A 26820-nucleotide genomic window follows, 5' to 3' on the forward strand; every position below is an offset into this window, starting at 1 on the left:
AAACACCACCATTTTATCCTTGACTCCAACCAAAGGTAAGGCCTCATAGTGAAAGAAGAAAGGAGGAGTCGGATGGAGAAATTAACAGTAAAAGAACTATCCAATATTGCGAATGTCACAATCAAAACGCTTTATCATTACCACAAAATCGGCTTGCTAGCCCCAAAGGAAATAAGCGAAGCCGGATATCGGTACTATGGTGCTGACGAACTAAAAAGACTGCAGGAAATCCTTTTTTACAAAGAATTAGATATTCCTTTGTCAGAAATCAAAACATTACTAAATGAGGATGCTAAAAGAACAAGTACATTAGAAAAACAAAAAAAGCTGTTTGAAAAGAAAATTGAAAAGTATCAGCGTCTCATTCAAACAGTCAACACATCTTTAGAATACACGAGAAAAGGTGAAAACATGGATCATAAGGTAATGTTTAAAGGATTTGAAAGCGCTGAAGAATGGAAACAATCTTTAGCAGAACAAAATGGGTATTTAAAAGAGCGTTACGATTTTGAATTGGATACACATACAATCAATGTCGATGAAATGAACAAAATGGCAATAGAGGCTAAACATTTTCTTGATAGGATGGCTGATTTTTTAAGAAATGGTGTAACGTATCATGACCCTTCCGTGCAAGAGCATGTCATGAATCATCTTAAGTTCCTAAATCAGAACGGGCATCCGACAAGTAAAGAAGATTACGTAAAACAAACACGTTTTTTTATGCAAGATGATTTCCATAGAGGAATGTTAGAAGAGCAGCAAACCGGTTTATCTTATTATTTGGTTGTCGTTGCAGAACACCTGTAGTGTTTTGTCACCCTTTATAGGGTGACAGCCATCAGGATTACGAGACAGCCCCGCCAACAATCGAAACATTCTGCCGGTCCACGGCAAAACGCCGTCCGTTCCATTTCAATACGGTTTGAACATATCCCAATGAGTCGGCGTTATACCTTCCCGCTATCCGCTGGTACGCCAATAATTCGTATACGCCGTCTCTGTCAAAATCAACCGGATACAAGCCCGATAAAGGATTCACCCATCCTTCTATCGGCATTTTTAACACACCTTGGCTGTTATAAATCTCATTCAAATATTCCCTGCCTTTGTAAGTAAGGTCGAGGATATACGTTTCGTTTTGCTGATGACTGATGACGCTCGCTTTATATTGATTTTGATACCTCACACTGTACTTTAATTCATCATTCAATACATCTGAATTGAAAATTCGCCGGAACTGCCTGTTTAGATAGGCAAACACATATGCATAAATAGCACCGCCACTTCCCCCTGTATCCATTACCACTGCCACATCCTCAATCTTGTCGCCTGTCATATCCCCCAGAAAAAGTGACGGATTGTATCCCATATTGTTTTGAAGCTGAATCTGCTGCTCCTGATGGGTTCTGCCATCACGGATCACCAATGTGATATCTCTCCATAACGGGCTGCCGGGCATTTGATTTCCAGTTAGAAAGACCTCGTCAATAACGCCGTCTCCCGTTACATCGCCGCGGGTAGATGCAATGATTGCACGTGAGGAGACGGGCTGCCGAAATACGTATGGATGTTGAACAAATCCTCTGCTTTCATAAAACCAATAAGGAGCCATTCTGATGTCATACACATTCAATTGTGTCACCTTCCCTAATCAGCTGAATGAATCATTATATGCAGGAATGGCACATCAAAGACATATCTTACACACCAATTAAATCCGTACCATAAGAGTTATCGATTACACAAAGCCACTCGCCTTGCGCATTCTTCTTAAATACATAGGTCGCCCTTCTTTCCATCGCATACTCGGAGTCCTTTTTATCCGAATCAAGCAGTGTCTGAGAAAGGATGAGTACCGTGTCACCTGCTTCCAACAGGATCATTTCCCCTTGTGTCGGGACAATATGATGATTGAAATAGTTTGCAATCGTGATAAACGCTTTTTTGATTTCTTCTTTGCCTCGCGCGATCATGCCCGGCTTCACAACTAAAATGGCATCTTCCGAATAATAATTCATCAGTGTATCAAAATCTTCATTTTGGATTGCCAAATCACACGCAGAGATGATGTCTTTCAATTGCTGTTCCAAATGAATTCCCCCAATCATCATGATTGGATATATTATACATCGTTAGTTCACTGAAACCGTGAAAACAAAATGAAAAGTATCCTATTTTCCTATATAATCAAATAGATATATTTAACAAAGTACCCAAGTGAAGGGGTGGACATTATTGTCTGCGGAAGTAACGTTACATGACAATATACATCATGATTTAAGTGCGGATTGCCAGCACTGTTTTGGCCTGTGCTGTGTCGCCTTGCCTTATGCGAAGTCGGCAGATTTTGCTTTTGATAAAGACGGGGGCACACCTTGCCGCAACTTACAATCAAACTATCAATGTTCTATACATAAAGATCTCAGAGAAAAAGGATTTCGAGGCTGCTCTGCATATGAATGCTTTGGCGCCGGCCAAAAAGTATCCCAAATCACTTATGAGGGAAAGGATTGGCGAAACAGCCCCGAAACGGCCAACCAGATGTTTGACGTTTTTCCTATCATGCAGCAGCTGCACGAAATGCTCTGGTATTTACATGAAGCTCTTTCTATAGATATAGCCAAGCCGATTCATCCTGAACTGAGAACCAGTTTCGAAAAAATAGAAAGGCTCACCAGGCTCAGCAAAGAACGCTTGCTGACACTGCAGGTGGACGAGCATCGAGCTGAGGTCAATGAATGGCTGTTAAAAACGAGTGAGCTGGTGCGTGCCCAAGCCCGCCATCCAAAACTCCCGAAAAAAGTCAGCCGGGGAAGTGTCCTGATCGGCGCGAAACTGAAAGGGCTTGATCTGCGAGGAGCAAATCTAAGAGGGGCGCTGCTCATAGCCGCCGATCTGAGAAATGCCGATTTGAGAATGACAGACTTTATCGGTGCAGATATGAGAGACGCTGATCTCAGCGGCGCCGACCTGACCGGGAGCATCTTTCTGACACAGGCACAGGTGAACGCCGCCAACGGCGATTCGAACACAAAGCTGCCGCTGTCTTTACGAATCCCTGCCCATTGGAAATAAAAAAGGACCCGCTAACGGTCCTTTTTTACTGATCAATTCAATCCTTTTTCGTTCCTTTTATCCGGCACTTTCGCACTTCTTGCCAAGTATCCCGACAGCCATAACGCAACCAGCAGCATGAAGGTGATCATACCGACGACGCCCAGCCAGTGAAAAGCAGACCAGAATAGCCCTCCGACTGTTCCGCAAACACTTGAACCGGCGTAATAAAAGAACAAATACAGCGATGAAGCCTGTGCTTTGTTATGAAGGGCTCTCCTGCCCACCCAGCTGCTGGCAACTGAATGTCCGCCGAAAAAACCGAATGTAAAGAGGGCAATCCCCAGAATTTTCACTGCCAGCATACTGTTTATCGTGAATAAAGCACCTGCAATGACGATGAAAATATTCATCACCAGTATTTTTGGATAGCCATATCGATCAACCATTCTTCCAATGAAAGACGAGCTGAAAATGCCTACAATCATCACAATAAATATCCAGCTGGCAAATGCTTTATTAAGCGAATACGGCGGGCCCAACAGCACATACACAATGTAATTAAACAATGCAACATTGCTTCCGAGCAGCAAAAAACCAATGAGAAACAAGCTGAATAGTTTACGGTCCCTCAAGTGGCCGATCAGAGACATTCCCAATTTCCCGAGCTTCAATTTTCTTGGCGTAAAATGCCTGGATGGCGGCAAATTTATAAAAAATATAATACTAGCAATCAAACTAATGACACCAATTGCCCCCATCGCCATATGCCAATTCAAGTACTCGCTCAGGAGCCCGGAAACGATCCTTCCGAAAACGGCGCCGATTGCATTTCCGCTGATATATAGCCCCATCGCTGATCCAAGACTTCCGGGTTCAATTTCTTCCCCAAGATAAGCCATCGCAATCGACGGAAGGCCTGCGAGCGCAACGCCTTGAACAGTTCTCAATACGAGCAGTGTATGAAAGCTCGGACTGAAGGCCGATGCCAGACAGAGAACCGATGCGGCCAGCATGGAAATACCCATAATCGGCTTGCGCCCCCACACCTCGGATAATGAACCAAAGACAAGCATGCTCACAGCTAACAGCATTGTGGTAACAGATAAAGAAAGACTCGCCGCAGTAGGCGTTACATGAAATTCCCGCGTGAATTCCTCCATGAGCGGCTGTACGCAATATAGAATCGCAAATGTATTGAAACCCGCAGCGAAGAAAGCAAACGTAATTTTTCGAAAAACCGGTGTGCCTTTTTGAATGTATGTCATCGGGACTTTATTGGTCCCTCATCATGTTGTGGAGCACTGCCATTCATAAACAATCATCCTTTATTTCTTCCGAATTCAAACATCCTCGAGTCTGTTTATATTACTATCTTAGCACCGTTGATATATGTTGTATAATGCATATAAAATATTATTTTCATGCTTATATGTAATAAAGGAGGGATGATAATTGGAATGGGAACAACTTGAATATTTTCAAACACTGGCCCGAATGCAGCACGTCACGAAAGCCGCAAAAAGCCTCTCCATCACACAGCCTGCGCTTTCACGCTCTATCGCCAGGCTGGAAAATCATTTGGGCGTGCCGCTATTTGACAGGCAAGGACGATCCATTAGCTTAAATCAATACGGACACATTTTTTTGCGGCGGGTTCAGGCGATGATGAAGGAGTACACCGAAGGAAAAGAAGAAATCCAAGCCTTATTAAAGCCAGACCAAGGCGTAGTCTCTCTCGGTTTTTTACATACATTAGGCACCACGCTCGTGCCCGATCTCATCGGCTCCTTTCAGCAGGAATACTCCAACATTTCCTTCCAGCTGAAGCAAAACCACTCTTATTGGCTGCTTGAACGATTAAAATCCGGGGATCTGGACCTCTGTCTCCTCGCTTCGATTAAGCCTGAAAATCCGATCCAATGGATCAAGCTGTGGAGTGAAGAACTCTTTGTATTTGTGCCAAATGATCACCCATTAGCCAGTCGCGAAAGCATTACCCTGAATGAGATTGCCGGGGAGCGTTTTATTTTATTGAAAAAGGGCTATGCGCTTCGGATGACGGTCGATGAGCTGTTTGAGAAGGCCGATATACAGCCGAACATTATGTTTGAAGGAGAAGAAGCAGCTACTGCCGCAGGTTTTGTGGCAGCCGGACTGGGCATATCTATTCTCCCAGACCTGAAAGGCTTAGACCAAAGCAAAATCACCAAAATCCGCGTCAGCTGGCCGGAATGTCAGCGTGTCATAGGAATTGCCTGGATAAAAGGCAGGTTTTTATCACCGGTTGCTGAGACCTTTAAACAATATGTGATCAGCCATTTTTCTGAGTAGGGAGGATTCAAGCATGAATGTCAAAAAAATCACGTCAGAACAGGATTTACATACAGCGTTTGAAATCAGAAAGGCAGTATTTGTAGAGGAACAAGGCTGTCCCATTTCGGATGAATTCGATGAGTTCGATACACTCCACGGTGATTGCCAGCACATCCTGGCTTATCATCAGAATGTACCTGTTGGCACTGCACGTGTCCGTATCGTTGGCCACACGGGGAAACTGGAACGAATCTGCATTCTGAAGTCTTACCGCAAATTCGGTTTGGGAAAAGTGATCGTCGATGCATTAGAACGTATTGTGAAAGAACAAGGCATTTCTGCCTTCAAACTGCACGGCCAGACACAGGCGGCAGGCTTTTATGAAAAGCTCGGCTATCAGACTGCATCAGATGAATTTATGCTGGACGGCATTCCGCATGTGCTGATGACAAAACAAGACGATTCTGCTAGATTGTTCACAAATTTGTCACTTATGAGCATGAACGGTTCATTGGTATACTAATCACCGATTATGGAGAGAAGGAATGATTGTATGCCAGCAAATAAAAAAGAGGGTCTTATATTTGGCGTGATGATGTGTTTTGGAATGGTCTGCGTCATGTCGATTTACAATGCCATCATCAACGGAGCCATTCAGGATTTTTCACTGATGACAGTTTTTGAAATGGTCATCGGTTTTATGGTCGCCCTCCTGTTAGATTTACTGTTAGTGGGCCCCCTCGCCAAGAAGATTGCATTCCGCATGCCGTTCGACAAGACTAAAAAAATTTATGTCATCCTTGCCATGTCAACTTGTATGGTGATTGGCATGGTACTTTGTATGTCTGTGTTCGGTTTAGTGACAGCGGTTCTAGCAAATGGGCTGAACGGGGACAGCCTCTTCAGTGCTTATCTTATGATTGTGTTGAAAAATTTCATCCTGGCCTATCCATTGCAATTACTGATTATGGGCCCATTAGTCAGAGGGATTTTCATGAAATTTGTAAAACCAAAGCTCACAGCCGCAATTTAAATAGAATAGGAGTGAGCCTGACACTCACTCCTTTTGCTCATGAATCGAATGTAAAACAAGCTCCGCAAAAGCCTCTGCGGCAGGCAGCTGCCATTTTTTCTTTTTGGGTGTGAGTAAATCGGATCGAGAGCTGCACCATGCTGAAGAATTTTCAGCTTATGTTTTTCACTTCCATTAATCCCTATACCTTACCACATTGTTTTTATACAATTCTTCGTTATAAAGTATTTCTTCGCCATGTGAAGAGCAAATGAGCGTTGGTTTGATTTGATCTATGATTGAGCCGCTATCGATGTTCTCATTTATATCAACACTGAATCTTCTTATAGGTGGGTGTAAATCCTCCTTACTTGTGATAAAAAGGTCGCCCGTTAATAGCGTACGATCGATTTTATGATCATACACGACATGCCCCGGCGAATGGCCAGGTGTTAAATAGTATTTCAGAGGCAGGTGAGCAAGCGTTTGCTCCGTCAGCGGCGGGATAATATGGGCTACCCCTGTGTTCTCCACTTCATTTTTGTTCGGATATGGCTCTTCCCCATTGATGTACTTTAGTTCTTTCTGGTGCGCAAAAATCGGAATATCAAATCTCTCTAACCATTTTGATGCACCTCCGATATGATCACTGTGGCCATGGGTAAGCAAAATGGCTTTTGGATTGCCGATCGCTAACGCTGCCCTAATTTGAGCATCAGCAAAACGTTCTATTCCCGTATCAACAATATATACATCATCACCATCTTTGATAAACCAGGTATGAACCGGAATCCGAAGAGGCACATCAAGCTCAAATTCACATTGATAGACATGCTCTGATAATTGTCTCAAGTTCACGCAAACCATCTCCTGTGGAAATTTTTTGATAGTTTTAAAGAAAACAGAAGTGAACTAGATTCTTGAGAAGGAGGCGTCGATTTTCGCCAGCATCAGCTCGACTTGTTAACATTGTCCATTAATAATCCCTTTTGTTCCCCTTCTTCACATATTCCCAATCACGTTCTATATTCTTCCTCACTCTATGAAGGAGTGCAGAAATGGTTTCCTTTTCCTCTGAAGTAAAACCGGACAAGGCCACTTCCGTGGAATGTTCTCCTTCTCTTCTTAACAATGGATATACCTTTTTCCCTTTCTCAGTCGGGAACAGTTTTTTTATTTTTTTATTTTGCTCATCCGGCAGTTTTTGAATAAATCCCTGCATTTCCAGCTTCTTAATGGCCCGCGCGGCCGTTGTCCGGTCCACTTTTATCATTTCCGCCAATTTTTCTTGAATAATTCCCGGATTTTCGTATATACGTACGAGATAGAGATACTGCCCTCTTGTTAAGTCCAAATCTTTAAATTCGATGTTGCTTATGGAATCCAACGCTCTTGCTATCATGCCGATCTCACGCAAAATATCATTCATTCCTAAAACCCCTCACGTATTTTTTTGTTGCAATTACAACAAAAATGTTTTAACCTTACTATTATAAGACCACATGCATACTGTACAGTCCAGACTAATATCAGAAAAGGATTGATTCATAATGAATATAAAAAGAATAACAACTGAAGCTGATTTACATGCAGCTTTGAATATTAGAAAGACGGTTTTCATTGAGGAGCAACATGTATCGGAATCCGAAGAGTTTGATGAATTTGATACGCTCCAGGAACAATGCCAGCATGTCTTGGTATATCATGAGAATCAGCCTGTCGGCACGGGCCGTGTGCGCATCGTTGACCATACAGCAAAGCTGGAAAGAATCTGCATCCTAAAACCTTACCGTAAGTATGGATTGGGGAAAGTCATCGTAAGCGGGTTAGAAGAAATCATAAAAGAAAAAGGACTGACTGCATGTAAGCTGCATGGTCAAACACAAGCAGCAGGCTTTTATCAAAAACTGGGCTACCAGATTTCTTCACAGGCATTTATGGAAGACGGCATCCCTCATGTCTTGATGACAAAAGACATATCGCGGATTTAACATGAAATATATTTTTTACGGATTAGGCATACTCATATTAAGTTTGGGCATTTCCTTAACCATACAATCAGGACTGGGCACATCACCCTTCGATGCCCTTTTGGTTGGTCTGTCAAAAGAAATCGGTCTTACCGTAGGGAGCTGGGAGGTCCTTATTTCTGTGATCCTCTTAATCTGCAACGCTATATTAACGAGAAAAAAACCTATTTTGCTAGGCTTAATTACAGCATTCATTACTGGAATAGGCATTGACCTATGGTTGTTTGTTGTAAAAAACACCATCTATCTAAATGCGTTGTTAAGCAAACTGATTTGTTTCGGAATTGGTTTGGTGCTCATCGGTCTTGGAACAGCCATCTATCTTCAGACGAAATTCGCATCAACACCCATCGATCATTTAACACTTATTATCCGAGATCTCTCCAAAAGAACAATCTTGTTTTCAAGAACATTGGTATACGCTCTTTTCTTAGTATTAGCCATCATCTTTAAAGGCCCTATCGGCATCGGAACCCTATTAACCGTCTGTTTAGGAGGAATGATCCTTCACGTTTTTATGCCTATTGTGGAAAAACAATTCTTATCAAAAAAAAGAAGGGGTTAAAAAACCTCTTCTTTGAAAAAACGAAACGCAAAACAAGCTACGTTTCGTTCAATAATTTTATGATAAATTAAAATTTATAGTACCAAAAAATCGCAATTTCATTTGCTGTTGGAAGGTTGGAATAAAGCATCGTATCAACTGCACCTATTATAAAGTGATGTTTGGCATAAAAACGACAAGCTGAAACATTAATATCTTGTGTTTCAAGCATAAGACCACAAAAGCGATTCTCCTTTGCCCACTCAATCGCTTTATGTAATAATGCTGTTCCAACGCCTTTTTGTCTATAGTCTTTTGCAACGGCAATGTCCTCTATTAGTGCATACCCATTCCAGTTAGAACGAATCTTAATCCGGCCGATGCAGTTGTTTTCAACATAATATAAAAAGACAACCTTCCCTTCATCTTCAATATAACTAACATCCATTTCATCATCTTCATATTGTTTAAAATAAGGTTTAGAAAATCGTTCCTCAGTATATGTCCAAACACCGTTTTCAAAAGTAGGTATCATTCTCCCAAAAACAACGAAAGGTTCGTTTGGTTTATTGAAATCTTTCAAATTCATTTGAGTCATTTTCTTGATCATATCAATCCCCTCCTAAACGAGATTATATTAGCATACTCGTTTCGATCAAGAACAGCATCCATCACCTTTTATATATAGCGATTTTTCTATTTCACTGTCTTAATGGGGTATTTCAACAGAGGCTTGTGGTACAGTAAAAAGGAATAGATGATCCCGTGCCTACTAACAATAATAGATTCATCAATATGAAAAAGCATACTTCCTTCAACCCGCCATTGAATGGTACCCGTGGGGATTAGAAGCATTAGATATAACTCTGCCATTGGTGACATGTCCAAAAGACTACCAAAAATCCGTTGACCTTTGTTTTTTCTATGAAAGAATGAGAGTGAATAAAGGAGTGATTGAGTATGTTAACAAGAGAAGATATCTTTAAACACTTCAAAGAAAAATACGGTACATCGCCTGATTACCCGTGGGAGAAATACCCAAACTATGCTTCTTTGAGACATACATCAAACAAAAAATGGTACGGTCTTATCATGAATGTTCTCCCAGAAAAATTAGGCTTGGATGGTCATGGCGAAATAGATATTCTAAATCTAAAATGTCCCCCTGAAATAAGTGATAGCTTAAGAAATGGGGAAAATGTCTTACCCGGATATCATATGGATAAGGAACATTGGATTTCAATTGTTTTAGAACGGACAGATCCAGAAGGCGAAATCTATAACTTAATCGAGCAGAGCTTTCATTTAACCAAGTGAAGATAAAGAGTGTTCCGGCTAATCAAGCTGCGAAGAGTAGTGGGCACTTTCATTTTAGGATACTGTTCTTCACTCAGTCCATAAACGCAACTTAGTCTATCTGGTGCGAGAGTGGGAGAAGAATTTCTACCAACTTCTTATGGAAAAGGATGAATAGTTATGACAAATAACTTAAAACAGAGAAGAATCATTTTAGATTTAGCAGTTACTTTAGATGGTTTTATTGAAGGGAAAAATGGAGAAGTTGATTGGTGCATTATGGACCCTGATATGGGGTTTACTGATTTCTTAAATCAAATTGATACTATTTTATATGGCAGAAAAAGCTACGATTTATGGGGACAATATATTCCAAAAGATGAAGACCCTGATACAGAAAAGGAAATTTGGAAATTGGTTCATAGTAAAAAGAAATATGTTTTTTCCAGAACACAAAATGAGATTGATAATCAAGCCATATTTATAAATGATAATATTCTTGAAGAAGTAAATAAATTGAAGAAAAAGTCTGGCAAAGACATCTGGCTATATGGTGGAGCGAGTCTCATTACAACTTTTATAAATTTGGGGCTTGTTGATGAATTTAGATTATCTATTCACCCTGTTGTTTTGGGAGAAGGAAAACCGTTGTTTATTGATGTAAAACAGAGGATAAATTTAAAAATGGTGAATACAAGAACATTTTCCTCTGGCGTTGTGCAAATCGTTTATCATTGGAATGGCTAAAAAAATCTTTCCCTCCAAAATATACATTGTAAGGTAACACTCGACAGTTATTTTTCTTATTGAACTAAAGGGGACTCCAATGGGTTCCCCTTAATACTATTGAATTATCAACTTTAACAGAGCTAAAAATATCCATTCTCTTGTATTAAAAGAAAAGAAGACTGGAAAGGACGCATTAACATAATTAAACATTATAGTATATTTCATTCTCCCTCTTTTAAGTAAATCGGCTAAGAGGTGATCCTATGCCCACTAACCATAAACCCAATAGAATTAATCGCTGAGAAGTCTACTTATTTTACTTCAACATGCTCATAACCCTGTGGACTGGTTCCCTTGGGGAGAAGAAGCATATGAAAAAGCGAAACGCGAAAACAAGCCTGTTCTCGTATCTATGGGGTATAGCTAACGATGGCTAATCTAAAGAACATGCTATTGATGCCATGTTTATTCATTTTACAAAAAAGGATCAACCTTGGATTACTTTCACAAGATTGACCCTTTCACTCATTTAGCGATGCCTCCGCGAACGTTTATATACATTCAAGATTACTAGCCAACAAATAACAATGGTCCCTGCAAAAAGTATGAGCATATTGCTATACAAATAGGTAGAGTGATCAACGTCAATAGGCAGCAGCCTATGGTCTAAGAAGCCGATAGATAATAAACCGCCTACAATCGCAATACCCGTTCCCTCTGATAAAAAGCTCGTGAAATTAAGCAAACTCATTCCAGCGCCCGCTTCCTTTTCTTTCAAACTGCTAGACACAACTGTAGATATAACTGTTTTTGTGAAAGATAGCCCCCCAAAAACAAAAATTACTATAATTGTCATGATCCATGGTGCTGCATCTATAAAAAAGGCAGCGATTAAAAAGCCGGAAGAAAGCAAGGCACTTCCAATAGTTAGTACATACAAGGAACCTTTCCGATCAACAAGCAATCCCCCAATGTAACCGAAGATGATGACACTCATTGTTCCGGGGAAAATAATGCCGCTTCCAATTGCTGCAGTACTTAAATGGTGAACATCTTTCATCATGTAAGGAACCATAGAGACAAATCCTGCTGCTGTACCAAATATTAGTCCTCCGTAAAGGGTTCCAATCACAAAAAAGACGTTTTTCCCTAATTCAGGGTCAACAAAAGGGTCCTGAGCTTTCCTAATGTGTTTTACAAATATGAAGAAAGCAAGAATACTGATGATCAGAAAAGAAAATCTATAAGATGTTGTAAACAGCATAAAAAATAAGATACCTGCAGACATCAATATAATCCCTGCCATATCAATGTGTCCTCTTATTCTCTCTTCCTTTTTCAACAATTTTATAAGGAATGGAACGGTGATAATTGTTGCAGTTGGAATAAGCAGCAAATACGACCAATGGATATAATGAGCAACCATTCCGCCAATAGCTGGCCCAACACCTTCTCCCATTGCTACCAGGGACCCGATCAGGCCAAATGCTTTCCCCCTGTTCTCTTTTGGAATATAGCGCGCAACGACAACCATCACAAGAGCTGGGAATGCGGCTGCACCAATCCCTTGAATAAATCGGGCTAGAATGAGAATAGGAAAGAAAGAGTGTCCAACAAATCCAATGATCGACCCTAAGCCATTTACCATAATCCCAAATAGAAGCAGATTTTTGATGCCCATCTGGTCTGATAGCTTTCCATATAGAGCTGTTCCAATGGAGAAGGTTAACATAAAGGCAGTATTCACCCAGTTTGCACTTGCTGGCAGTTTATTAAACTCGTTGGCAATATCAGGTAATGAGACGTTCAGAACCATTTCATTTAATACGCTGAAAAATGATAGAACACAAAGCCAAATCAAAACTTGATTGTGCCGTAAAGTTGATTGTGAATAAGACGTATTCACAATTTCCCCTCCATTAATGAGGGCAGACGCAGTTTATAGGGTCATTGATACGCTTCCCTCTTTTAATTGTACCCTGTTCATTTTATTGCACTTCATAATAACTCCCCCTACATTTAATTGATATGATCTTATTATATATAGACTAAGGTTTAAACTTTTACTTTTTTTATAAAAATTTGACCAGATTGCGAAACAAGGAAAAACGTTATTCGCATTTATCTCAAGTGGCAAAATGAAACATTAGTTTATATTTTCACATCACAATTATCGATAAGCAGTCAGTTATTGTATTTGTTTAGGATAACTGTGGTAACCTGAATATAACCAACTTAGGAAGAAGGTGATCCCATGCCAAACAAAAATAAACCCAATAGATTAATCAATGAGAAATCACCATACTTACTCCAACACGCCCACAACCCTGTGGACTGGTTCCCTTGGGGAGATGAAGCATTTGAAAAAGCGAAACGCGAAAACAAGCCGGTTCTGGTCAGCATCGGTTATTCGACTTGTCATTGGTGCCACGTGATGGCTCACGAAAGCTTTGAAGACGAAGAAATCGCGCGTCTTCTCAATGAACGGTTTGTGGCGATTAAAGTCGACCGGGAAGAGCGGCCTGATGTGGATTCTGTTTATATGAGAATCTGCCAGCTGATGACCGGGCAGGGCGGCTGGCCGCTGAATGTATTTATTACGCCTGATCAAAAGCCGTTTTACGCGGGTACATATTTGCCAAAGACGAGCAAATTCAATCGTCCCGGTTTTGTTGATGTGCTTGAGCATCTGTCTGAGACGTTTGCGAACGACCGTGAGCATGTCGAGGATATTGCGGAGAACGCCGCTAAACATTTGCAGACCAAAACAGCCGCCAAATCAGGCGAAGGCCTTAGCGAGTCAGCGATTCACCGGACATTCCAGCAGCTTGCCAGCGGGTTTGATACGATCTACGGCGGTTTCGGGCAGGCACCGAAATTTCCGATGCCCCATATGCTGATGTATTTGCTTCGTTATCATCACAATACGGGGCAGGAGAACGCTTTATACAACGTGACGAAAACGCTGGACAGCATGGCGAATGGCGGCATTTACGATCATATCGGCTATGGGTTCGCCCGCTATTCGACCGATGACGAGTGGCTCGTTCCCCACTTTGAAAAAATGCTGTACGACAATGCGCTGCTGCTGACCGCTTATACAGAAGCCTATCAGGTCACGCAAAACAGCCGCTATAAAGAGATTTGTGAGCAGATCATTACGTTCATTCAGAGGGAAATGACTCATGAAGACGGAAGCTTTTTCTCTGCTTTAGACGCGGATACAGAAGGAGAAGAAGGAAAGTACTACGTGTGGTCAAAGGAAGAAATTCTGAAAACGCTCGGGGACGATCTCGGAACGCTGTATTGCCAAGTGTATGACATCACTGAAGAAGGAAACTTTGAAGGCAAAAATATTCCTAACCTCATTCACACAAAGCGAGAACAAATCCAAGCGGATGCCGGGTTAACCGAAAAAGAGCTCAGTCTCAAACTCGAAGACGCAAGACAGCAGCTCTTGAAGGCACGCGAGGAAAGAACCTATCCGCATGTCGATGATAAAGTGCTGACCTCATGGAACGCGCTGATGATCGCGGGTCTTGCGAAAGCGGCAAAGGTATACCAGGAGCCGAAATATCTCAGCCTAGCGAAAGACGCCATCACATTTATTGAAAACAAATTAATCATCGACGGCCGTGTGATGGTCCGATATCGTGATGGCGAAGTGAAAAACAAAGGCTTTATCGACGATTACGCTTTTCTCCTATGGGCCTATCTCGATCTCTATGAAGCTTCATTTGATCTTTCTTATTTACAAAAAGCGAAGAAACTGACAGACGATATGATCAGCTTATTTTGGGATGAGGAGCATGGCGGATTCTACTTCACCGGACACGATGCAGAAGCCTTAATCGTACGGGAAAAAGAAGTGTACGACGGCGCCGTGCCTTCCGGAAACAGTGTGGCAGCTGTTCAGCTGCTGCGTCTCGGACAAGTCACAGGCGACTTATCACTGATCGAAAAAGCGGAAACGATGTTTTCCGTGTTCAAGCCAGACATCGACGCGTATCCGAGCGGCCATGCTTTCTTTATGCAAAGTGTGTTAAGGCATCTGATGCCTAAGAAAGAAATCGTGATTTTTGGAAGTGCAGACGATCCAGCCAGAAAACAAATCATAACGGAGCTTCAAAAAGCCTTTAAGCCTAACGACTCCATTCTGGTGGCAGAGCAGCCCGAGCAATGCAAAGACATTGCGCCATTCGCGGCAGACTACCGCATCATAGACGGCAAAACAACTGTGTATATTTGTGAAAACTTCGCCTGCCAGCAGCCGACAACAAATATCGAAGAAGCGATCCACACGTTAATAAGCAGCAGGGATTAAGACCCTTGCTGCTTACTTTTTGATTTCTTATGGTACCATAAAGCGATCCCCGCAAACACAAGATTGACCGCTATCGTAAAGAAAGCCTCCCACATCGGGTTCCCCCGCGTAACCGTAAAGAGAGAAGGAATTCCTCCATACACACTGTTTTTTTCTGTAATAAACATACACAAAAACATATTATTCGCGGCATGGGCGCCAAGTGATATTTCGATGCTTCCAGTTTTAATCGTGTAATAGGTCCACACAAAACCAAATGTTAAATACTCAATTCCTGCCCAGACAGCGCCATTGTTCATTTCTGGATTTGCAAAATGCAATACGCCAAACAATCCTCCGACAATCAGTGTCAAAAATAGAGGATTTTTCGTCAATCTCCCGAAAGCTTGAAGCAAAAATCCCCTGAAAAACAGTTCCTCAGCTGATGTCTGAATCGGAACCAAAATGAGGGCAGCCGCTAGCAGCCAGATAAAGCGTGAGGCATTAAACTCTTGCATTGAATAGCTATCAGGATGCATCGCAAAATCAATCAATTGTACGGCGATCATCAGCAAGAAATAAGCAATAAAACCAAAGGAAATTCTCCGCCAATTCATCTTTGAATTTGGTGTAATCATCGTTCGGAAAGGCCGCTTCAAAATAAAGCGCACAGCCAGCCAAACTCCCGGAATGGCGAATAAATAAATCACATGGGACAAATAAAGATCTACGAGGGGATCACTCAGTACAGCTTCATCCAAATCAAACGTGATATTGGGATTCACAATAACGGTGAACAGTATAGCGAAAAGGTAAGCTATATTCCCGAATACATATAACCCTACCATCACCAAAAAAGCCAAAAAATATCTCGTCAACGTATTGTTTCCTTCTATAGGACGGATAAATGAATTCATTCCTTCTATGTCTCTTCCTTTCAATGAGAATATCACTATATATTTGCATAAATTGGTCTATGAATCTACTGTTTTGGAAATCTTTTAAGCAAAATTAAAATATAAAGTGTGAATTTAGTTCTTCCATCTAGTGATTTGAACTCTGTTGCCAATGAACCAAGATACTTATAATAGTCCCAAGAGGGGAATTTTCAGTCTTTTCTTACTACTAAAAGGGGGTTTTTTATGAATACGATCTTCAAACAAAAGAATACACATCCTTTCTCAAACGCAGCGAATCGTTTAGACCGCCTTCCGATTTCACGCGTTCATTTCCAAGTGTTAACCGCTCTCGGCATTGTTTATTTCTTTGATCTCGCAGATTTATTTACCCTCAGCAACGTAGCGCCGGCACTGATCGAGCATTGGGGCATCCCGCTTTCAACTATTGCTAACGTAACGGCTGCTTCGTTTTTAGGCATGTTTTTAGGCGCTTCACTGGGCGGACGGCTGTCCGATCGAATTGGCCGCAAAAAAGCCTTAAATCTATTTGTCTTTGTTTTCTCAATCGCATCGCTATGCAATGCTGCGGCATGGGACATTCCATCTTTAATGACATTCCGTTTTCTCACCGGATTTGGCGTTGCAGCCGCCATGGTCATTACGAATAGCTATTTGGCGGAATTTTTCCCTTCAAGTGTACGTGGAAAATATATTTCTTTTTGTGCCATGATTGGATTGATCGGGGTTCCGATCACCAACATTGTGTCTGCCTTTGTCATTCCTCTTGGTTCATGGGGATGGAGGCTAGTATTTGTATGGGGTGCCGTCGGCCTTATTTATTTTTTCTTTATTCGACGGCTGGAAGAGTCGCCTCGCTGGCACGAAAATCGCGGGGAATATGCGAAAGCCGATGCGATCCTCAACCGAATTGAGGCACAGGTTGAAAAGGAGAAAGGCCCGCTTCCGGCAGCATCCCAGCCTAAAGTAAGCGAAACTGTTAAGCAGAATGCAGGTTATGCCGGCTTATTGAAAGGCAGAAACCTCAAAATCACCATCGTATTATCTGCTGTATGGATTTTTGAAACGTTTGGGTTTTACGGATTTGCCTCATGGGTTCCAAGCCTGCTAAAAAGCAATGGCGTCACCATGGAAAATACATTGTGGTATAACGTATTGCATTCCGTCGGCGCTCCGCTTGGTGCACTGCTCGGCTCCATGATTTCCGAAAGATTTCAAAGAAAATGGATTTTAGCTGCGAGTGCGTTTCTGACGGCCATCGCCGGGCTCTTATATGGTATGACTTTTATTCCCATCATGATCATTGTATTTGGTTTTATCGTGAATATCACAGAACGGGTCTTTACCTCGAACTTATACGCCTATACATCTGAACCTTATCCGACTGAATACCGCTCGTCTGGCAGCGGTTTAGCCTATGGTCTTGGCCGTTTTTCAAACATTTTTGGCTCATTGCTTGTCGGATTTATTGCCGTTCAGCTCGGCTATATCAGCGTCTTCTTATTTATTGGGGGCTGCTGGCTCGCATGCTCCTTGCTGTTAATCTTCTTCGGTCCTAATACGAATGCGAAACAGATTTAAAAAAGTCAGTGCGGATCTGCCGCACTGATCTCATTACAATTGCTTCAAAATCCTCGCGGGGTTTCCGCCTACAACAGTATTAGCGGGTACATCCTTAGTGACAACAGATCCAGAAGCAATCACTGCGTTATCACCGATTGTCACTCCCGGGTTAATCACCGCCCGGCCTCCAATCCAAACTTGATCTCCAATTGTCACAGGCTTACCGAACTCCTTCCCGGATTTCCTTTCGATCGGATCAAGAGGATGACCGGCCGTGTAGATATGTACACCTGGCGCAATCAAACAATGACGGCCGATACGCACCTCACACACATCTAAAATGACACAGTCAAAATTAACAAATGTATGATCTCCGATATGAATGTGATAGCCATAATCACAGCGGAATGTCGGCAAAATCGTGACTTGATCCCCAACCGAACCGAGCAGCTCCTTCAAAAGCTTCGTCCGCACTGCATCATCTTCCGGTGTTTCGTTGTATTGTCTAATCAGCTGTCTCGCATGTTTGCGTTCTAGTAATAGTTGTTGATCTTCCGAATTGTATAATTCTCCGGCTGCCATTTTTTCTTTTTCTGTCCTCAGCATGTAAGTCACTCCAGATGTCAGATTGTAATCTCGATCAAATTTCCTTCATCATCCTCAATCACGCTTTCATAGTAGCCGTCTCCTGTTGTCCTCGGGCCGTTTACTACTGCGAAACCATCCGCCTTCAATCGATCAGTCAGTTCGTCAACTTTCTCCCGGCTCCCAACGGAAAAGGCAATATGTGCCCAGCCTGTCATTGTTTGTGAGGGCGGATCGGTCACATTCCCTTTTTTCATAATCTCCAGCCTTGCTCCGGAATCAAACGTAATAAAATAAGACTTAAAATCTTTTTTCTCATTATGATACAAATCATTCGCTTCGCCATTAAAATACGATTCATAAAAAGACTTCATTCGCTCTAAATCATTGACCCAGACCGCTGTATGTTCAATCTGCATTTCTTCCTCCTCCTTCGCCTTCAATGAAGTTATAAGGTATGAAATGCATTTCAGTTCAAGCTTTTTTCTTAAATTTATGCTGAATTTTGATATCAGCGGGTTCATCCTGCAAAAATAGAGAAAATGCTGCGATGCCGAGCTGCTCAAGATTCAAATCAAGCGACGGAAAACCAAGAACACGGCTGATAGAAGTATTTCCCTCGCCTATGATTTCAACATCCCAATTATTCTTTTTGGCAAATAGATGAATTCCAGCTGCCACTTCATCACTATTTGCATAAATAGCAGTCGGAACCCGCCCGCTCATATAAAAATGTTCAGCTGCCAGCTCACCATCATTCATATCGTTGCATCCGGACAGCATATGGTGGTCTTCCAACCTTCCGCAGACAGCTTTATAGGCCGCAGCTTTATCAGCCGTGCTCGGGCTCCTATCAGCTTCTCTGACACACGTAAAAGCAATATTCTCATGTCCGCGGCTCTTTAAATAGCGAAAGCTCTCTGCATAAGCAGCTTTTCTGTCATTAAAAGCACAAGGGACATCAATGTATCCGGTATCCTCACAAGCGATGATCGGCCCATATTCCTGATAAGCTAAAATGCTGTCCCAATGATTGGCGCGGGAAGTAATGATGAGACCGTCTATTTTCTTCGTTCTTAACAGCTCTAAATATTTGATTTCAATAGCGGGGTTATAATTGGTGGGGAGGAGGGTCGTTGCATACTCATGCTGAAAAGCCGCCTTGGTGATTCCGTTAACGATTTTATCAAAGCAGGGATGATCGCTATAAGGCAGAATCACACCGACCGTATGGGTTTTCCCGCGAATGAGATCGATTGCGGTTCGATTTGGCGTATAATCCAATTCCTTCATGACTTGATGAACAAGCTTTCTCTTTTCTTCAGACACATAAGGATGATGATTCAATACACGCGAGACAGTCGAAACAGATACATTTGCCAGTCTTGCGATCTCTTTTATATTTGCCATCTCTTTCTCCTTTTCATATAAAAAAAGCAGTAAGTGTAAAATCCTTACTGCTATCTCATCATATATTGATGATAAGTTCAACAGGACAATGGTCGGAACCCATGACGTCCGCTGATATGCTGGCATCTTCAATCTGTTCCTTAAGTCTTTCAGAAACAACAAAATAATCAATCCGCCATCCGATATTTCTGTCCCGGGCGCCGGCACGATACGACCACCAGGAATAAGCGCCTTCAAGATCAGGATAAACATGACGGAAAGAATCAACAAAGCCAGCTTCTAAGAAACGAGTGAATGCCCCTCTTTCTTGATCTGAAAATCCAGCGTTATTCCGGTTCACCTTTGGATTTTTCAAATCAATCTCCTGATGGGCTACATTCAAATCACCGCATAAAATCACTGGTTTTTTCTGATCCAATTCAAGAATATAAGACAATAAAGCCTCTTCCCATTGCATGCGGTAATCAATCCGCTCTAATCCCCTTCTGGAATTGGGCGTGTAAACAGTCATCACATACACGTTTTCAAATTCCAGCGTAATCACTCTGCCTTCTTGGTCATGCTCTTCTACTCCGATACCGTAGATGACCTGCAGCGGTTCTTGCTTAGAAAAAACAGCTGTGCCGGAATATCCTTTTTTCACTGCATAATTCCAGTACACATGATAGCCTTCAGGCTGGAGATCAACCTGGCCGTCCTGTATCTTCGTTTCCTGAAGACATATAATATCTGCATCCTCTTCTTTCAAATAAGAGAGGAAATCCATTTTTCTCATCACAGCCCGCAGGCCGTTTACATTCCATGAAATCAACTTCATGTTTCATCCTCCCCCCTATAAAAAAGAGCAAGAACCCGAAGGTTCTTGCTCTTTACGCATCAGCTTACTCACCACTTACGTATGGAAGTAAAGCCATTTGACGTGCGCGTTTGATCGCTGCAGTCAATTTACGTTGGTATTTAGCGTTTGTTCCAGTTACACGACGTGGTAAAATTTTACCGCGCTCAGAAACAAACTTTTTAAGAAGATCTACATCTTTGTAGTCGATGTGCGTGATACCGTTAGAAGTGAAATAACACACTTTACGGCGTTTCGCACGACCGCCTCTGCGTCCTCCTGCCATTGTCATTTCCCTCCTTTCTTTTTCATTTTAGGTGATAATCACATTAGAATGGAAGATCATCATCCGAGATGTCAATCGGTTTGCCGTCGTTGGCAAATGGGTCATCATTAAAGCTGTTCCCCTGATTGCGTCTCTGGTTGTTTTGATTTCCCCCAAATGGATTATCATTTTGGCCTCCGCCAAAGTACTGGCCTCCGCCGCTGTTTCCTTCGTTGTATCCACCTGAACCAGAACCGCCGCCGTTTTTCGGCTCAAGAAATTGAACACTTTCAGCTTGGACCTCTGTCACGAAGACACGCTGTCCTTGCTGGTTTTCATAGTTTCTTGTTTGTAAACGGCCATCTACGCCTGCAAGGCTTCCTTTTTTCAAGAAGTTTGCAACGTTTTCGGCTTGTCTTCTCCAAGTGACACAATTAATGAAATCGGCCTCACGTTCTCCGGACTGGTTCGTAAATGTACGATTCACAGCAAGAGTAAACGTAGCAACAGCCGCACCGTTTGGCGTATAACGAAGCTCTGGGTCTTTTGTCAGTCTTCCGACTAATACAACTCGGTTAAGCATAAGAAAGACCACCTTTTACCATTATATATTTCAAAATTGCTTATTCTTCTTCTTTAACAACAATGTGGCGAATGATATCGTCACTGATCTTAGCTAGACGGTCAAATTCTTGAACTGCCGCAGCGTCAGATTGAACGTTTACGATTTGGTAGAAACCGTCGCGGAAATCGTTGATTTCGTAAGCAAGACGACGTTTACCCCAATCCTTTGTTCCAGTGATCTCCGCACCGTTAGAAGTCAGAACGTTGTTGAAACGCTCGATAACTGCTTTTTTAGACTCTTCGTCAATGTTTGGGCGGATAATGTACATAACTTCGTACTTTCTCATCTGTTTGCACCTCCTTTTGGACTAAGCGGCCCATAATGGGCAAGGAGCAATAATTCTATTACTCACAATTTTATATTATACCAAAGCTCTTGTCCCTTTACAACTGCATCCTATACATTAAATCGGAAATGAATAACATCTCCGTCTTGAACCACATATTCTTTCCCTTCAAGGCGGACTTTTCCTGCCTCTTTAGCTCCTGCCATACCGCCGCCCGCAAGAAGATCCTCATAAGCAACTGTCTCAGCACGAATGAAGCCCCGCTCAAAGTCACTATGAATAATTCCTGCACACTCAGGGGCTTTCATGCCTTTTTTGAATGTCCAAGCTCTGACTTCCTGTTCTCCGGCTGTGAAATATGTTGCGAGGCCGAGAAGAGAGTAAGACGCTTTGATCAGCTGATCAAGACCTGATTCTTGAATGCCCAGCTCTTCCAAGAACATTTGCTTTTCTTCGCCTTCAAGCTCAGCGATTTCAGATTCGATTTTTGCACATACAACGATAACTTCTGCATTTTCGCCGGCAGCGTACTCGCGAATCTTCGCTACATTTTCATTGCCAGATGGATCAGCAACTTCATCTTCACTTACGTTGGCCACGTACAAAATAGGCTTCGAAGTCAGTAAATGGAGCTGCTTCACAAGCTTTTGCTGCTCTTCAGTGAATTCTACAGATCGAGCAGGCTTTTCACTCTCAAACGCTTCTTTCAGTTTAGATAAAATCTCAAACTCAAATACAGCGTCTTTATCTTTTTGCTTCGCAAGCTTGCTGACGCGTGTAATCCGCTTTTCAACCGTTTCCATATCAGCGAGGATCAGCTCAAGGTTGATCGTTTCAATGTCATCAATCGGATCAACCTTTCCGGAAACGTGTGTAATGTTGTCATCGGAAAAAGCACGGACAACGTGGCAAATCGCGTCAACTTGGCGAATATGAGATAGGAACTTGTTGCCGAGTCCTTCTCCTTTAGATGCGCCCTTTACAATCCCTGCAATATCAGTGAATTCAAAAGCAGTCGGCACAGTCTTCTTCGGGTTGACCAGCTCAGTCAGCTTTTGCAGACGATCATCCGGTACCTCTACAATTCCCACGTTCGGATCAATTGTACAGAACGGGTAGTTGGCTGATTCGGCACCGGCCTGTGTAATTGCGTTAAATAGTGTTGATTTTCCGACGTTCGGCAAACCAACAATTCCAGCTGTTAAAGCCATTCTTTCATCTCCTCTATATAAAACCGTCATTGTATGAACGTATTTTGAACCTAGAGCAATTATAAGGAGGTTCACTGGAAAAGACAAGCTGACAAAAAAGCATTTTCAGCCTGCCAATCCCTTTGATTATGCTTTTTTCAAGCCTACTAAACAGTCAAAAAGCGTACTTCCCATTCCATTATCAGAATTTGTATCATTTGTCAGTGCATTGACTGACCCTCCAAAAGCCGCCCACATGCCTTCATCTATATTAATCGTCTTCGCATGAGCCTGCTTCATCACTTTCACCTTGCCCTTCAAGCGTCCGCGGTCATTAAAGATGACAACCTCGTCTCCATCCTGAAGATTCTGCTCAGCAGCTATATCTGGAGAAATATCGACCTGAACGTGCTGAAGCTTTTCAATAAACGGCACATGCTGTGAATGGTTGGAACGCTGCGGATGAATGGATAACAGCGTATAAGGGTACTTTTCAGCTAACTCCTCATTATGGAAAACAGATTCTTCGGGCACATTTAATTGAAGCGAGCCGCTAAATCCTTTTTGCTCAGCAAGCGACGAAGTAAATTCAAATTTTCCACTCGGCGTCAAAAACTGATAATCATCCCACGGCACCTGTTTTACTGGAAGAGGGAGGTGGCCTTTTTCTTTTAAACGCTCAAGTGTCACACCCTCTGCTTCCAATGAAGAAAGCCCCATCTCTAAAAATTCTTGAGTGCTGTATTCAAACAGCTCGCCAAATCCAAGGCGTTTTGCAAGCTCTGACCAGATCCAGCTGTCCGACTTCGCTTCACCCTGCGGCTCCACAAGCTTCTTCCCGTACTGAACATAATGATGATACATACTGGAATAGTAGATATCTTCTTCTTCAAAAACAGTGGCAGTCGGCAAAACATAATCACACAGCTTTGCGGTATCCGTCATAATGGAATCAATCGTGACCGTCATTGGAACCTTTTCAAAAGCTTGTCTCACCTTATTTGTATTCGGCACCTGAGTCAGCGGATTTCCGCACGTCACAATAATCATCTCAATCGCAGGATCAGCAGCGGTCAACACTTCTTCAGCCTGCGTCATCATTGAAAATGAACGGGATGTTGTTTTTAATTCCGGCAGCGTCAGCTTTGTTTTTGCAAAGCTCTCACCAATCTGGACATTTCCGAAATTCGCGCCGCCGCCCTTAATTCCGACATTTCCGCTTGCCGCAACAAGTGCATCAATCCAACGAATCGTTCCCCCGCCGTTTTTATATCGCTGCATGCCAAGCCCCATAAAAGTAGACACCGGACCATCAGCATACAAACCTGCCAAATACTCCAGCTCCTCCATAGAAGTTTCTGTTTTCACAATAAACTCTTCCAGAGAAACGGTCTTCAAAAGCTCTTTCACATCATCAAAACCGACAGAATGCTCAGAAATAAACGTTTCATCCGTTCTTCCCATCTCAATCAGAACCTTCAAAACGGCTGCCGCAAGCCAGCCGTCCATTCCAGGCTTTACAGAGATATAGCGGTCGGCAAGCTTAGCAGTCGGGTTGAAGATCGGATCAATCACCGTAATCGTGGCGCCCTTCTTTTTCACCTGCTGCAAGTGATGGTATAAGTGCATATTTGTTCTTGATACATTTCTTCCCCACACAACAACATGCTTGCTGTTGTAAATATCAAGCGGGCCGTGACCGTACGAACGGCCAAAATCCCAGCTTTGCGCCTCGATGCCGGAGCCCCAGCATATGCTTCCGACGATTTCAGTCACGCCTCCATATCCATTAAAAAAACGCTGATCAAGCGCTTTTAACAGACCGTTATTCGCATAATCATGGCTGTGCAAAACAGCAGTCGTCTCCGACATTTCCTTGATTTCCCGAAGTTTATCGGCAATTTCATCAAGTGCCTGCTCCCAAGAAATCCGCACAAACTCGCCATTTTGTTTTTTCATTGGATAGCGAAGCCGATCAGGAGAATTTGTTTTTGTCTCAAGCATTCTGCCGCGGCCGCAGATTTTACCTTCCGTAATCGGATGGTTTGGATCTCCGTCCACTTTTGTTACCTTTCCATCATCAACAGTCACCAAAAAGCCGCAGCTGTCCCAACAATTCAGCGGACATGCCGACTGATGCACTTTGCTCATCGCCGTCTTCTCCTTACCTTCTATATGAAAAAGCATGAGTGTCGGCCTATTTATGAAGTAGGCTCCTCATGCTTGACTAGTACTTTTTTTAGTTTTCTTTCAAATTCTCTTCTCGGAATCATAACACTGTGAGAGCATCCCTCACACTTAATTCGAATATCCATTCCCATGCGTATAATTTTCCAGCTGTTCGCTCCGCATGGATGCGGTTTTTTCATTTCTACGATATCATTCAGGCCAAAGTCTTTATCCGCCAAGACCCTTCACCTCTTTTCCTAAACTGCTGTATCTATTGTACAAAAAAACTGATCATAAGAGCAATCAAGATACCTGAAAAGAAATACATCCTCTTATTTCCATTTACTCAAAATAGGATATAAGAGCAGACAAACTAACAAATACAAATTGAGCATCCCATATATCGGATACAAGAACGCGATCAAATCAGAAAATCCGAAAGAAGTAAAAGGTACCATTAACACTAACAAAATCAACACAATCATCCATCTAGGCATATGAATAAACGCCATCAGCCGGCTGGACAGCCCCAGCAAACCTGCTACCGTCGTCGTGTAAATCGCCAGGCACAGCACCGCCGTCATACATAAAAAAAGGAAATAAGGCGCACCCTCCAGAACGGCAAACAGCGGTATTTCAAACTGAGAAAGGGAGCCCGCCAGCTCCACCAACGTTTCATTATAAACAAATGAGATCACGCCAAAAATAAGACCGCTTGCCACACTTGCGATTTTTGCTTCTCCGAGCCCTTTCATCTCTTTCCCAACAGAGGATAAAATCGCAACAACTGAAAGGATGTTTAAAGAGGTAAACGTAATGCTCGCAGGCCAGTTATACTGCTGGGACAAATCAATCGTCCACGTATGGTGATGTGTGCTCTGAAAGGAGATCAGCGCATATAAAAGCCCCGCTACTAACACAGGAATCAAAATACTATTTATAGATAATATTCCTTTCACATCCCACAAAAACAAACACACTGTCACAATACAAATCAGCGTGATTCCCCACCAGAAAGGAAGCTTGTACATTTGCAGGGTCACACCGCCTCCGGCAATCATCACCATAGTCGTCGAAAACAAATAAAAAATGATGAGGACATCATAAATTTTCGCCAGCCATGGCCCCATTAAATGCTCCAGAACCGGCAGAAAATGAGTGGATTGAACCTTAAAACTGATTTTCATCACAATATAAGACGAGAAAATGAACATGATTGTAAACAGCACAATAGCAAGTCCGCTTTCCGCCCCAAAAAACTGCCATATCTCCTGACCGCTCGCATATCCGGCCCCGATCAGGCTCCCTAATATGAGCAGCATCCACTTCATTCCGGCTCTCCACAACACTATCACCTCATAGACAAAGTTCAGCTTGTTCCCGTTATTGTTACTATATAAATAAAGGAAAGCAAACATGCCATATTTTCATAGACATTTAAACACAAGGTGAAATTATCATACGAAATACACATAAAAAAAGACTGCTAATACGGCAGTCTAAAAAGAGATATTTATTTGTTTGTCCGCGCGGAATGAAGAAGTGAACTTCACTCTTCACTTTTTTCTAACCTTCCTACCTATTCAAGTGTTTCATAAGCAGACCATAGCTTGATCATGATCGAGGCAATGGAGGACAATATTTATAATTCACCCACTAACCATTCATAATAACCTCTACTTTTTTAA

At 42.3% G+C, this 26820-nt stretch carries 31 protein-coding genes and 2 pseudogenes; 12 read left to right on the forward strand and 21 right to left on the reverse strand.

What is annotated here, in order from left to right:
• Positions 1-72: 72 nt before the first annotated feature.
• Positions 73-810: a MerR family transcriptional regulator gene (locus tag bslm_RS20045; protein WP_038429951.1), complete on the forward strand. Its 738-nt coding sequence runs from the start codon at positions 73-75 to the stop codon at positions 808-810.
• A gap of 37 nt (positions 811-847) precedes the next feature.
• Here bslm_RS20045 and bslm_RS20050 read toward each other — a convergent pair whose 3' ends face one another.
• Both bslm_RS20050 and bslm_RS20055 read right to left on the reverse strand, forming a co-directional pair.
• Entirely contained in the window at positions 848-1636 is a 789-nt protein-coding gene (locus bslm_RS20050) for a hypothetical protein (RefSeq protein ID WP_038429953.1), read from the reverse strand.
• A gap of 67 nt (positions 1637-1703) precedes the next feature.
• Positions 1704-2093, reverse strand: a complete 390-nt coding sequence (locus bslm_RS20055; RefSeq protein ID WP_038429954.1) for a YybH family protein — start codon at positions 2091-2093, stop codon at positions 1704-1706.
• 145 nt (positions 2094-2238) lie between these two features.
• On the opposite strand from bslm_RS20055, the gene bslm_RS20060 reads away from it, so the two are divergent.
• A complete protein-coding gene (locus tag bslm_RS20060; protein WP_038429955.1) occupies positions 2239-3078 on the forward strand; it encodes a pentapeptide repeat-containing protein in 840 nt (279 codons plus the stop codon).
• A gap of 32 nt (positions 3079-3110) precedes the next feature.
• Here bslm_RS20060 and bslm_RS20065 read toward each other — a convergent pair whose 3' ends face one another.
• Positions 3111-4325 (reverse strand): MFS transporter, encoded by a 1215-nt coding sequence (locus bslm_RS20065; RefSeq protein WP_038429956.1) that lies wholly within the window; start codon positions 4323-4325, stop codon positions 3111-3113.
• A gap of 187 nt (positions 4326-4512) precedes the next feature.
• Here bslm_RS20065 and bslm_RS20070 point away from each other — a divergent pair, with 187 nt between their 5' ends.
• From bslm_RS20070 to bslm_RS20080, 3 genes are read left to right on the forward strand one after another with little or no spacing between them, the layout of a single operon-like run.
• Entirely contained in the window at positions 4513-5391 is an 879-nt protein-coding gene (locus tag bslm_RS20070; protein ID WP_038429957.1) for a LysR family transcriptional regulator, read from the forward strand.
• Positions 5392-5404: 13 nt separating this feature from the next.
• Positions 5405-5896: a GNAT family N-acetyltransferase gene (locus tag bslm_RS20075; protein WP_046381480.1), complete on the forward strand. Its 492-nt coding sequence runs from the start codon at positions 5405-5407 to the stop codon at positions 5894-5896.
• Between the two features lie 30 nt (positions 5897-5926).
• Complete coding sequence (locus bslm_RS20080; RefSeq protein WP_038429958.1) at positions 5927-6406, forward strand: DUF2798 domain-containing protein; 480 nt, start codon at positions 5927-5929, stop codon at positions 6404-6406.
• Positions 6407-6430: 24 nt separating this feature from the next.
• Here bslm_RS20080 and bslm_RS21750 read toward each other — a convergent pair.
• The 3 genes and pseudogenes from bslm_RS21750 to bslm_RS20090 all read right to left on the reverse strand — a co-directional run.
• Positions 6431-6573 (reverse strand): annotated as a pseudogene (locus bslm_RS21750) (LysR family transcriptional regulator); the annotation flags it as partial.
• A 7-nt stretch (positions 6574-6580) separates the two neighbouring features.
• The gene (locus bslm_RS20085; protein ID WP_038429959.1) at positions 6581-7243 is read right to left on the reverse strand and encodes an MBL fold metallo-hydrolase; all 663 of its coding nucleotides are present in this window, start codon (positions 7241-7243) and stop codon (positions 6581-6583) included.
• Between the two features lie 118 nt (positions 7244-7361).
• Complete coding sequence (locus bslm_RS20090) at positions 7362-7814, reverse strand: MarR family transcriptional regulator (protein ID WP_003226875.1); 453 nt, start codon at positions 7812-7814, stop codon at positions 7362-7364.
• A 121-nt stretch (positions 7815-7935) separates the two neighbouring features.
• On the opposite strand from bslm_RS20090, the gene bslm_RS20095 reads away from it, so the two are divergent.
• Together bslm_RS20095 and bslm_RS20100 are read left to right on the forward strand one after the other, a co-directional pair.
• A complete protein-coding gene (locus tag bslm_RS20095; RefSeq protein ID WP_038429960.1) occupies positions 7936-8376 on the forward strand; it encodes a GNAT family N-acetyltransferase in 441 nt (146 codons plus the stop codon).
• A 1-nt stretch (position 8377) separates the two neighbouring features.
• Positions 8378-8980, forward strand: a complete 603-nt coding sequence (locus bslm_RS20100) for a YczE/YyaS/YitT family protein (RefSeq protein ID WP_017695807.1) — start codon at positions 8378-8380, stop codon at positions 8978-8980.
• Between the two features lie 67 nt (positions 8981-9047).
• Here the strand turns inward: bslm_RS20100 and satA are convergent, their stop codons facing one another.
• Positions 9048-9569, reverse strand: coding sequence for a streptothricin N-acetyltransferase SatA (satA, locus tag bslm_RS20105; RefSeq protein WP_014481497.1), 522 nt, complete (start codon positions 9567-9569; stop codon positions 9048-9050).
• A gap of 350 nt (positions 9570-9919) precedes the next feature.
• On the opposite strand from satA, the gene bslm_RS20110 reads away from it, so the two are divergent.
• The 3 genes and pseudogenes from bslm_RS20110 to bslm_RS21195 all read left to right on the forward strand — a co-directional run.
• Positions 9920-10276 (forward strand): MmcQ/YjbR family DNA-binding protein, encoded by a 357-nt coding sequence (locus bslm_RS20110; protein ID WP_038429962.1) that lies wholly within the window; start codon positions 9920-9922, stop codon positions 10274-10276.
• A gap of 159 nt (positions 10277-10435) precedes the next feature.
• On the forward strand, positions 10436-11002 hold the full coding sequence (locus bslm_RS20115; protein WP_038429963.1) for a dihydrofolate reductase family protein: 567 nt from the start codon (positions 10436-10438) through the stop codon (positions 11000-11002).
• A 245-nt stretch (positions 11003-11247) separates the two neighbouring features.
• Positions 11248-11408: pseudogene (locus tag bslm_RS21195) on the forward strand (DUF255 domain-containing protein); the annotation flags it as partial.
• A gap of 105 nt (positions 11409-11513) precedes the next feature.
• Here bslm_RS21195 and tet(L) read toward each other — a convergent pair.
• Positions 11514-12890, reverse strand: coding sequence for a tetracycline efflux MFS transporter Tet(L) (gene tet(L) / locus bslm_RS20120; protein ID WP_032722818.1), 1377 nt, complete (start codon positions 12888-12890; stop codon positions 11514-11516).
• Between the two features lie 33 nt (positions 12891-12923).
• A complete protein-coding gene (locus bslm_RS21905; protein WP_010886645.1) occupies positions 12924-12986 on the reverse strand; it encodes a tetracycline resistance efflux system leader peptide in 63 nt (20 codons plus the stop codon).
• Positions 12987-13238: 252 nt separating this feature from the next.
• Here bslm_RS21905 and bslm_RS20125 point away from each other — a divergent pair, with 252 nt between their 5' ends.
• Positions 13239-15308, forward strand: a complete 2070-nt coding sequence (locus bslm_RS20125) for a thioredoxin domain-containing protein (RefSeq protein WP_038429964.1) — start codon at positions 13239-13241, stop codon at positions 15306-15308.
• Here the strand turns inward: bslm_RS20125 and bslm_RS20130 are convergent.
• Positions 15305-16204 carry a CPBP family intramembrane glutamic endopeptidase gene (locus bslm_RS20130; RefSeq protein ID WP_038429965.1) on the reverse strand — a complete coding sequence of 300 codons (900 nt, stop codon included), beginning with the start codon at positions 16202-16204 and terminating at the stop codon, positions 15305-15307. The genes bslm_RS20125 and bslm_RS20130 overlap by 4 nt on opposite strands.
• A 225-nt stretch (positions 16205-16429) precedes the next feature.
• On the opposite strand from bslm_RS20130, the gene bslm_RS20135 reads away from it, so the two are divergent.
• Positions 16430-17785: an MFS transporter gene (locus tag bslm_RS20135; protein ID WP_029318525.1), complete on the forward strand. Its 1356-nt coding sequence runs from the start codon at positions 16430-16432 to the stop codon at positions 17783-17785.
• A 33-nt stretch (positions 17786-17818) separates the two neighbouring features.
• Here bslm_RS20135 and bslm_RS20140 read toward each other — a convergent pair whose 3' ends face one another.
• The 11 genes from bslm_RS20140 to bslm_RS20190 form a co-directional block, all read right to left on the reverse strand.
• Positions 17819-18373, reverse strand: coding sequence for a sugar O-acetyltransferase (locus bslm_RS20140; RefSeq protein WP_033884396.1), 555 nt, complete (start codon positions 18371-18373; stop codon positions 17819-17821).
• A gap of 17 nt (positions 18374-18390) precedes the next feature.
• Positions 18391-18771, reverse strand: coding sequence for a VOC family protein (locus bslm_RS20145; protein WP_003244460.1), 381 nt, complete (start codon positions 18769-18771; stop codon positions 18391-18393).
• Between the two features lie 55 nt (positions 18772-18826).
• Positions 18827-19762 carry a transcriptional regulator CcpB gene (gene ccpB, locus bslm_RS20150; protein ID WP_038429968.1) on the reverse strand — a complete coding sequence of 312 codons (936 nt, stop codon included), beginning with the start codon at positions 19760-19762 and terminating at the stop codon, positions 18827-18829.
• A gap of 58 nt (positions 19763-19820) precedes the next feature.
• Positions 19821-20579, reverse strand: coding sequence for an exodeoxyribonuclease III (gene xth / locus bslm_RS20155; RefSeq protein ID WP_038429969.1), 759 nt, complete (start codon positions 20577-20579; stop codon positions 19821-19823).
• A gap of 64 nt (positions 20580-20643) precedes the next feature.
• Positions 20644-20883, reverse strand: coding sequence for a 30S ribosomal protein S18 (rpsR, locus tag bslm_RS20160; RefSeq protein ID WP_003219224.1), 240 nt, complete (start codon positions 20881-20883; stop codon positions 20644-20646).
• Between the two features lie 43 nt (positions 20884-20926).
• Positions 20927-21445 carry a single-stranded DNA-binding protein SsbA gene (gene ssbA / locus bslm_RS20165; RefSeq protein WP_003219228.1) on the reverse strand — a complete coding sequence of 173 codons (519 nt, stop codon included), beginning with the start codon at positions 21443-21445 and terminating at the stop codon, positions 20927-20929.
• Positions 21446-21485: 40 nt separating this feature from the next.
• The gene (gene rpsF, locus bslm_RS20170; protein WP_003244064.1) at positions 21486-21773 is read right to left on the reverse strand and encodes a 30S ribosomal protein S6; all 288 of its coding nucleotides are present in this window, start codon (positions 21771-21773) and stop codon (positions 21486-21488) included.
• 110 nt (positions 21774-21883) lie between these two features.
• The gene (ychF, locus tag bslm_RS20175; protein ID WP_003242727.1) at positions 21884-22984 is read right to left on the reverse strand and encodes a redox-regulated ATPase YchF; all 1101 of its coding nucleotides are present in this window, start codon (positions 22982-22984) and stop codon (positions 21884-21886) included.
• Between the two features lie 126 nt (positions 22985-23110).
• Entirely contained in the window at positions 23111-25114 is a 2004-nt protein-coding gene (locus tag bslm_RS20180; RefSeq protein WP_046381481.1) for a molybdopterin-dependent oxidoreductase, read from the reverse strand.
• Between the two features lie 50 nt (positions 25115-25164).
• Positions 25165-25371 carry a DUF951 domain-containing protein gene (locus tag bslm_RS20185; protein ID WP_003226838.1) on the reverse strand — a complete coding sequence of 69 codons (207 nt, stop codon included), beginning with the start codon at positions 25369-25371 and terminating at the stop codon, positions 25165-25167.
• 93 nt (positions 25372-25464) lie between these two features.
• Positions 25465-26481: a YkvI family membrane protein gene (locus bslm_RS20190; protein WP_010886647.1), complete on the reverse strand. Its 1017-nt coding sequence runs from the start codon at positions 26479-26481 to the stop codon at positions 25465-25467.
• Between the last annotated feature and the right edge of the window lie 339 nt (positions 26482-26820).

This window comes from Bacillus sp. LM 4-2 (genome assembly GCF_000978495.1).
Classification (GTDB): domain Bacteria; phylum Bacillota; class Bacilli; order Bacillales; family Bacillaceae; genus Bacillus; species Bacillus subtilis.

Coding starts and splice junctions, on each gene's coding strand:
- rpsR (WP_003219224.1), bottom strand. CDS start 20,883: ATGGCAGGAGGACGCAGAGGCGGTCGTGCGAAACGCCGTAAAGTGTGT.
- bslm_RS20115 (WP_038429963.1), top strand. CDS start 10,436: ATGACAAATAACTTAAAACAGAGAAGAATCATTTTAGATTTAGCAGTT.
- bslm_RS20075 (WP_046381480.1), top strand. CDS start 5,405: ATGAATGTCAAAAAAATCACGTCAGAACAGGATTTACATACAGCGTTT.
- bslm_RS20065 (WP_038429956.1), bottom strand. CDS start 4,325: ATGACATACATTCAAAAAGGCACACCGGTTTTTCGAAAAATTACGTTT.
- satA (WP_014481497.1), bottom strand. CDS start 9,569: ATGATCAAGAAAATGACTCAAATGAATTTGAAAGATTTCAATAAACCA.
- bslm_RS20100 (WP_017695807.1), top strand. CDS start 8,378: ATGAAATATATTTTTTACGGATTAGGCATACTCATATTAAGTTTGGGC.
- ccpB (WP_038429968.1), bottom strand. CDS start 19,762: ATGGCAAATATAAAAGAGATCGCAAGACTGGCAAATGTATCTGTTTCG.
- xth (WP_038429969.1), bottom strand. CDS start 20,579: ATGAAGTTGATTTCATGGAATGTAAACGGCCTGCGGGCTGTGATGAGA.
- bslm_RS20180 (WP_046381481.1), bottom strand. CDS start 25,114: ATGAGCAAAGTGCATCAGTCGGCATGTCCGCTGAATTGTTGGGACAGC.
- ychF (WP_003242727.1), bottom strand. CDS start 22,984: ATGGCTTTAACAGCTGGAATTGTTGGTTTGCCGAACGTCGGAAAATCA.
- bslm_RS20095 (WP_038429960.1), top strand. CDS start 7,936: ATGAATATAAAAAGAATAACAACTGAAGCTGATTTACATGCAGCTTTG.
- bslm_RS20110 (WP_038429962.1), top strand. CDS start 9,920: ATGTTAACAAGAGAAGATATCTTTAAACACTTCAAAGAAAAATACGGT.
- bslm_RS20080 (WP_038429958.1), top strand. CDS start 5,927: ATGCCAGCAAATAAAAAAGAGGGTCTTATATTTGGCGTGATGATGTGT.
- bslm_RS20045 (WP_038429951.1), top strand. CDS start 73: ATGGAGAAATTAACAGTAAAAGAACTATCCAATATTGCGAATGTCACA.
- bslm_RS20090 (WP_003226875.1), bottom strand. CDS start 7,814: ATGAATGATATTTTGCGTGAGATCGGCATGATAGCAAGAGCGTTGGAT.
- bslm_RS20140 (WP_033884396.1), bottom strand. CDS start 18,373: ATGCTGAGGACAGAAAAAGAAAAAATGGCAGCCGGAGAATTATACAAT.
- ssbA (WP_003219228.1), bottom strand. CDS start 21,445: ATGCTTAACCGAGTTGTATTAGTCGGAAGACTGACAAAAGACCCAGAG.
- bslm_RS20130 (WP_038429965.1), bottom strand. CDS start 16,204: ATGAATTCATTTATCCGTCCTATAGAAGGAAACAATACGTTGACGAGA.
- bslm_RS20145 (WP_003244460.1), bottom strand. CDS start 18,771: ATGCAGATTGAACATACAGCGGTCTGGGTCAATGATTTAGAGCGAATG.
- bslm_RS20125 (WP_038429964.1), top strand. CDS start 13,239: ATGCCAAACAAAAATAAACCCAATAGATTAATCAATGAGAAATCACCA.
- rpsF (WP_003244064.1), bottom strand. CDS start 21,773: ATGAGAAAGTACGAAGTTATGTACATTATCCGCCCAAACATTGACGAA.
- bslm_RS20135 (WP_029318525.1), top strand. CDS start 16,430: ATGAATACGATCTTCAAACAAAAGAATACACATCCTTTCTCAAACGCA.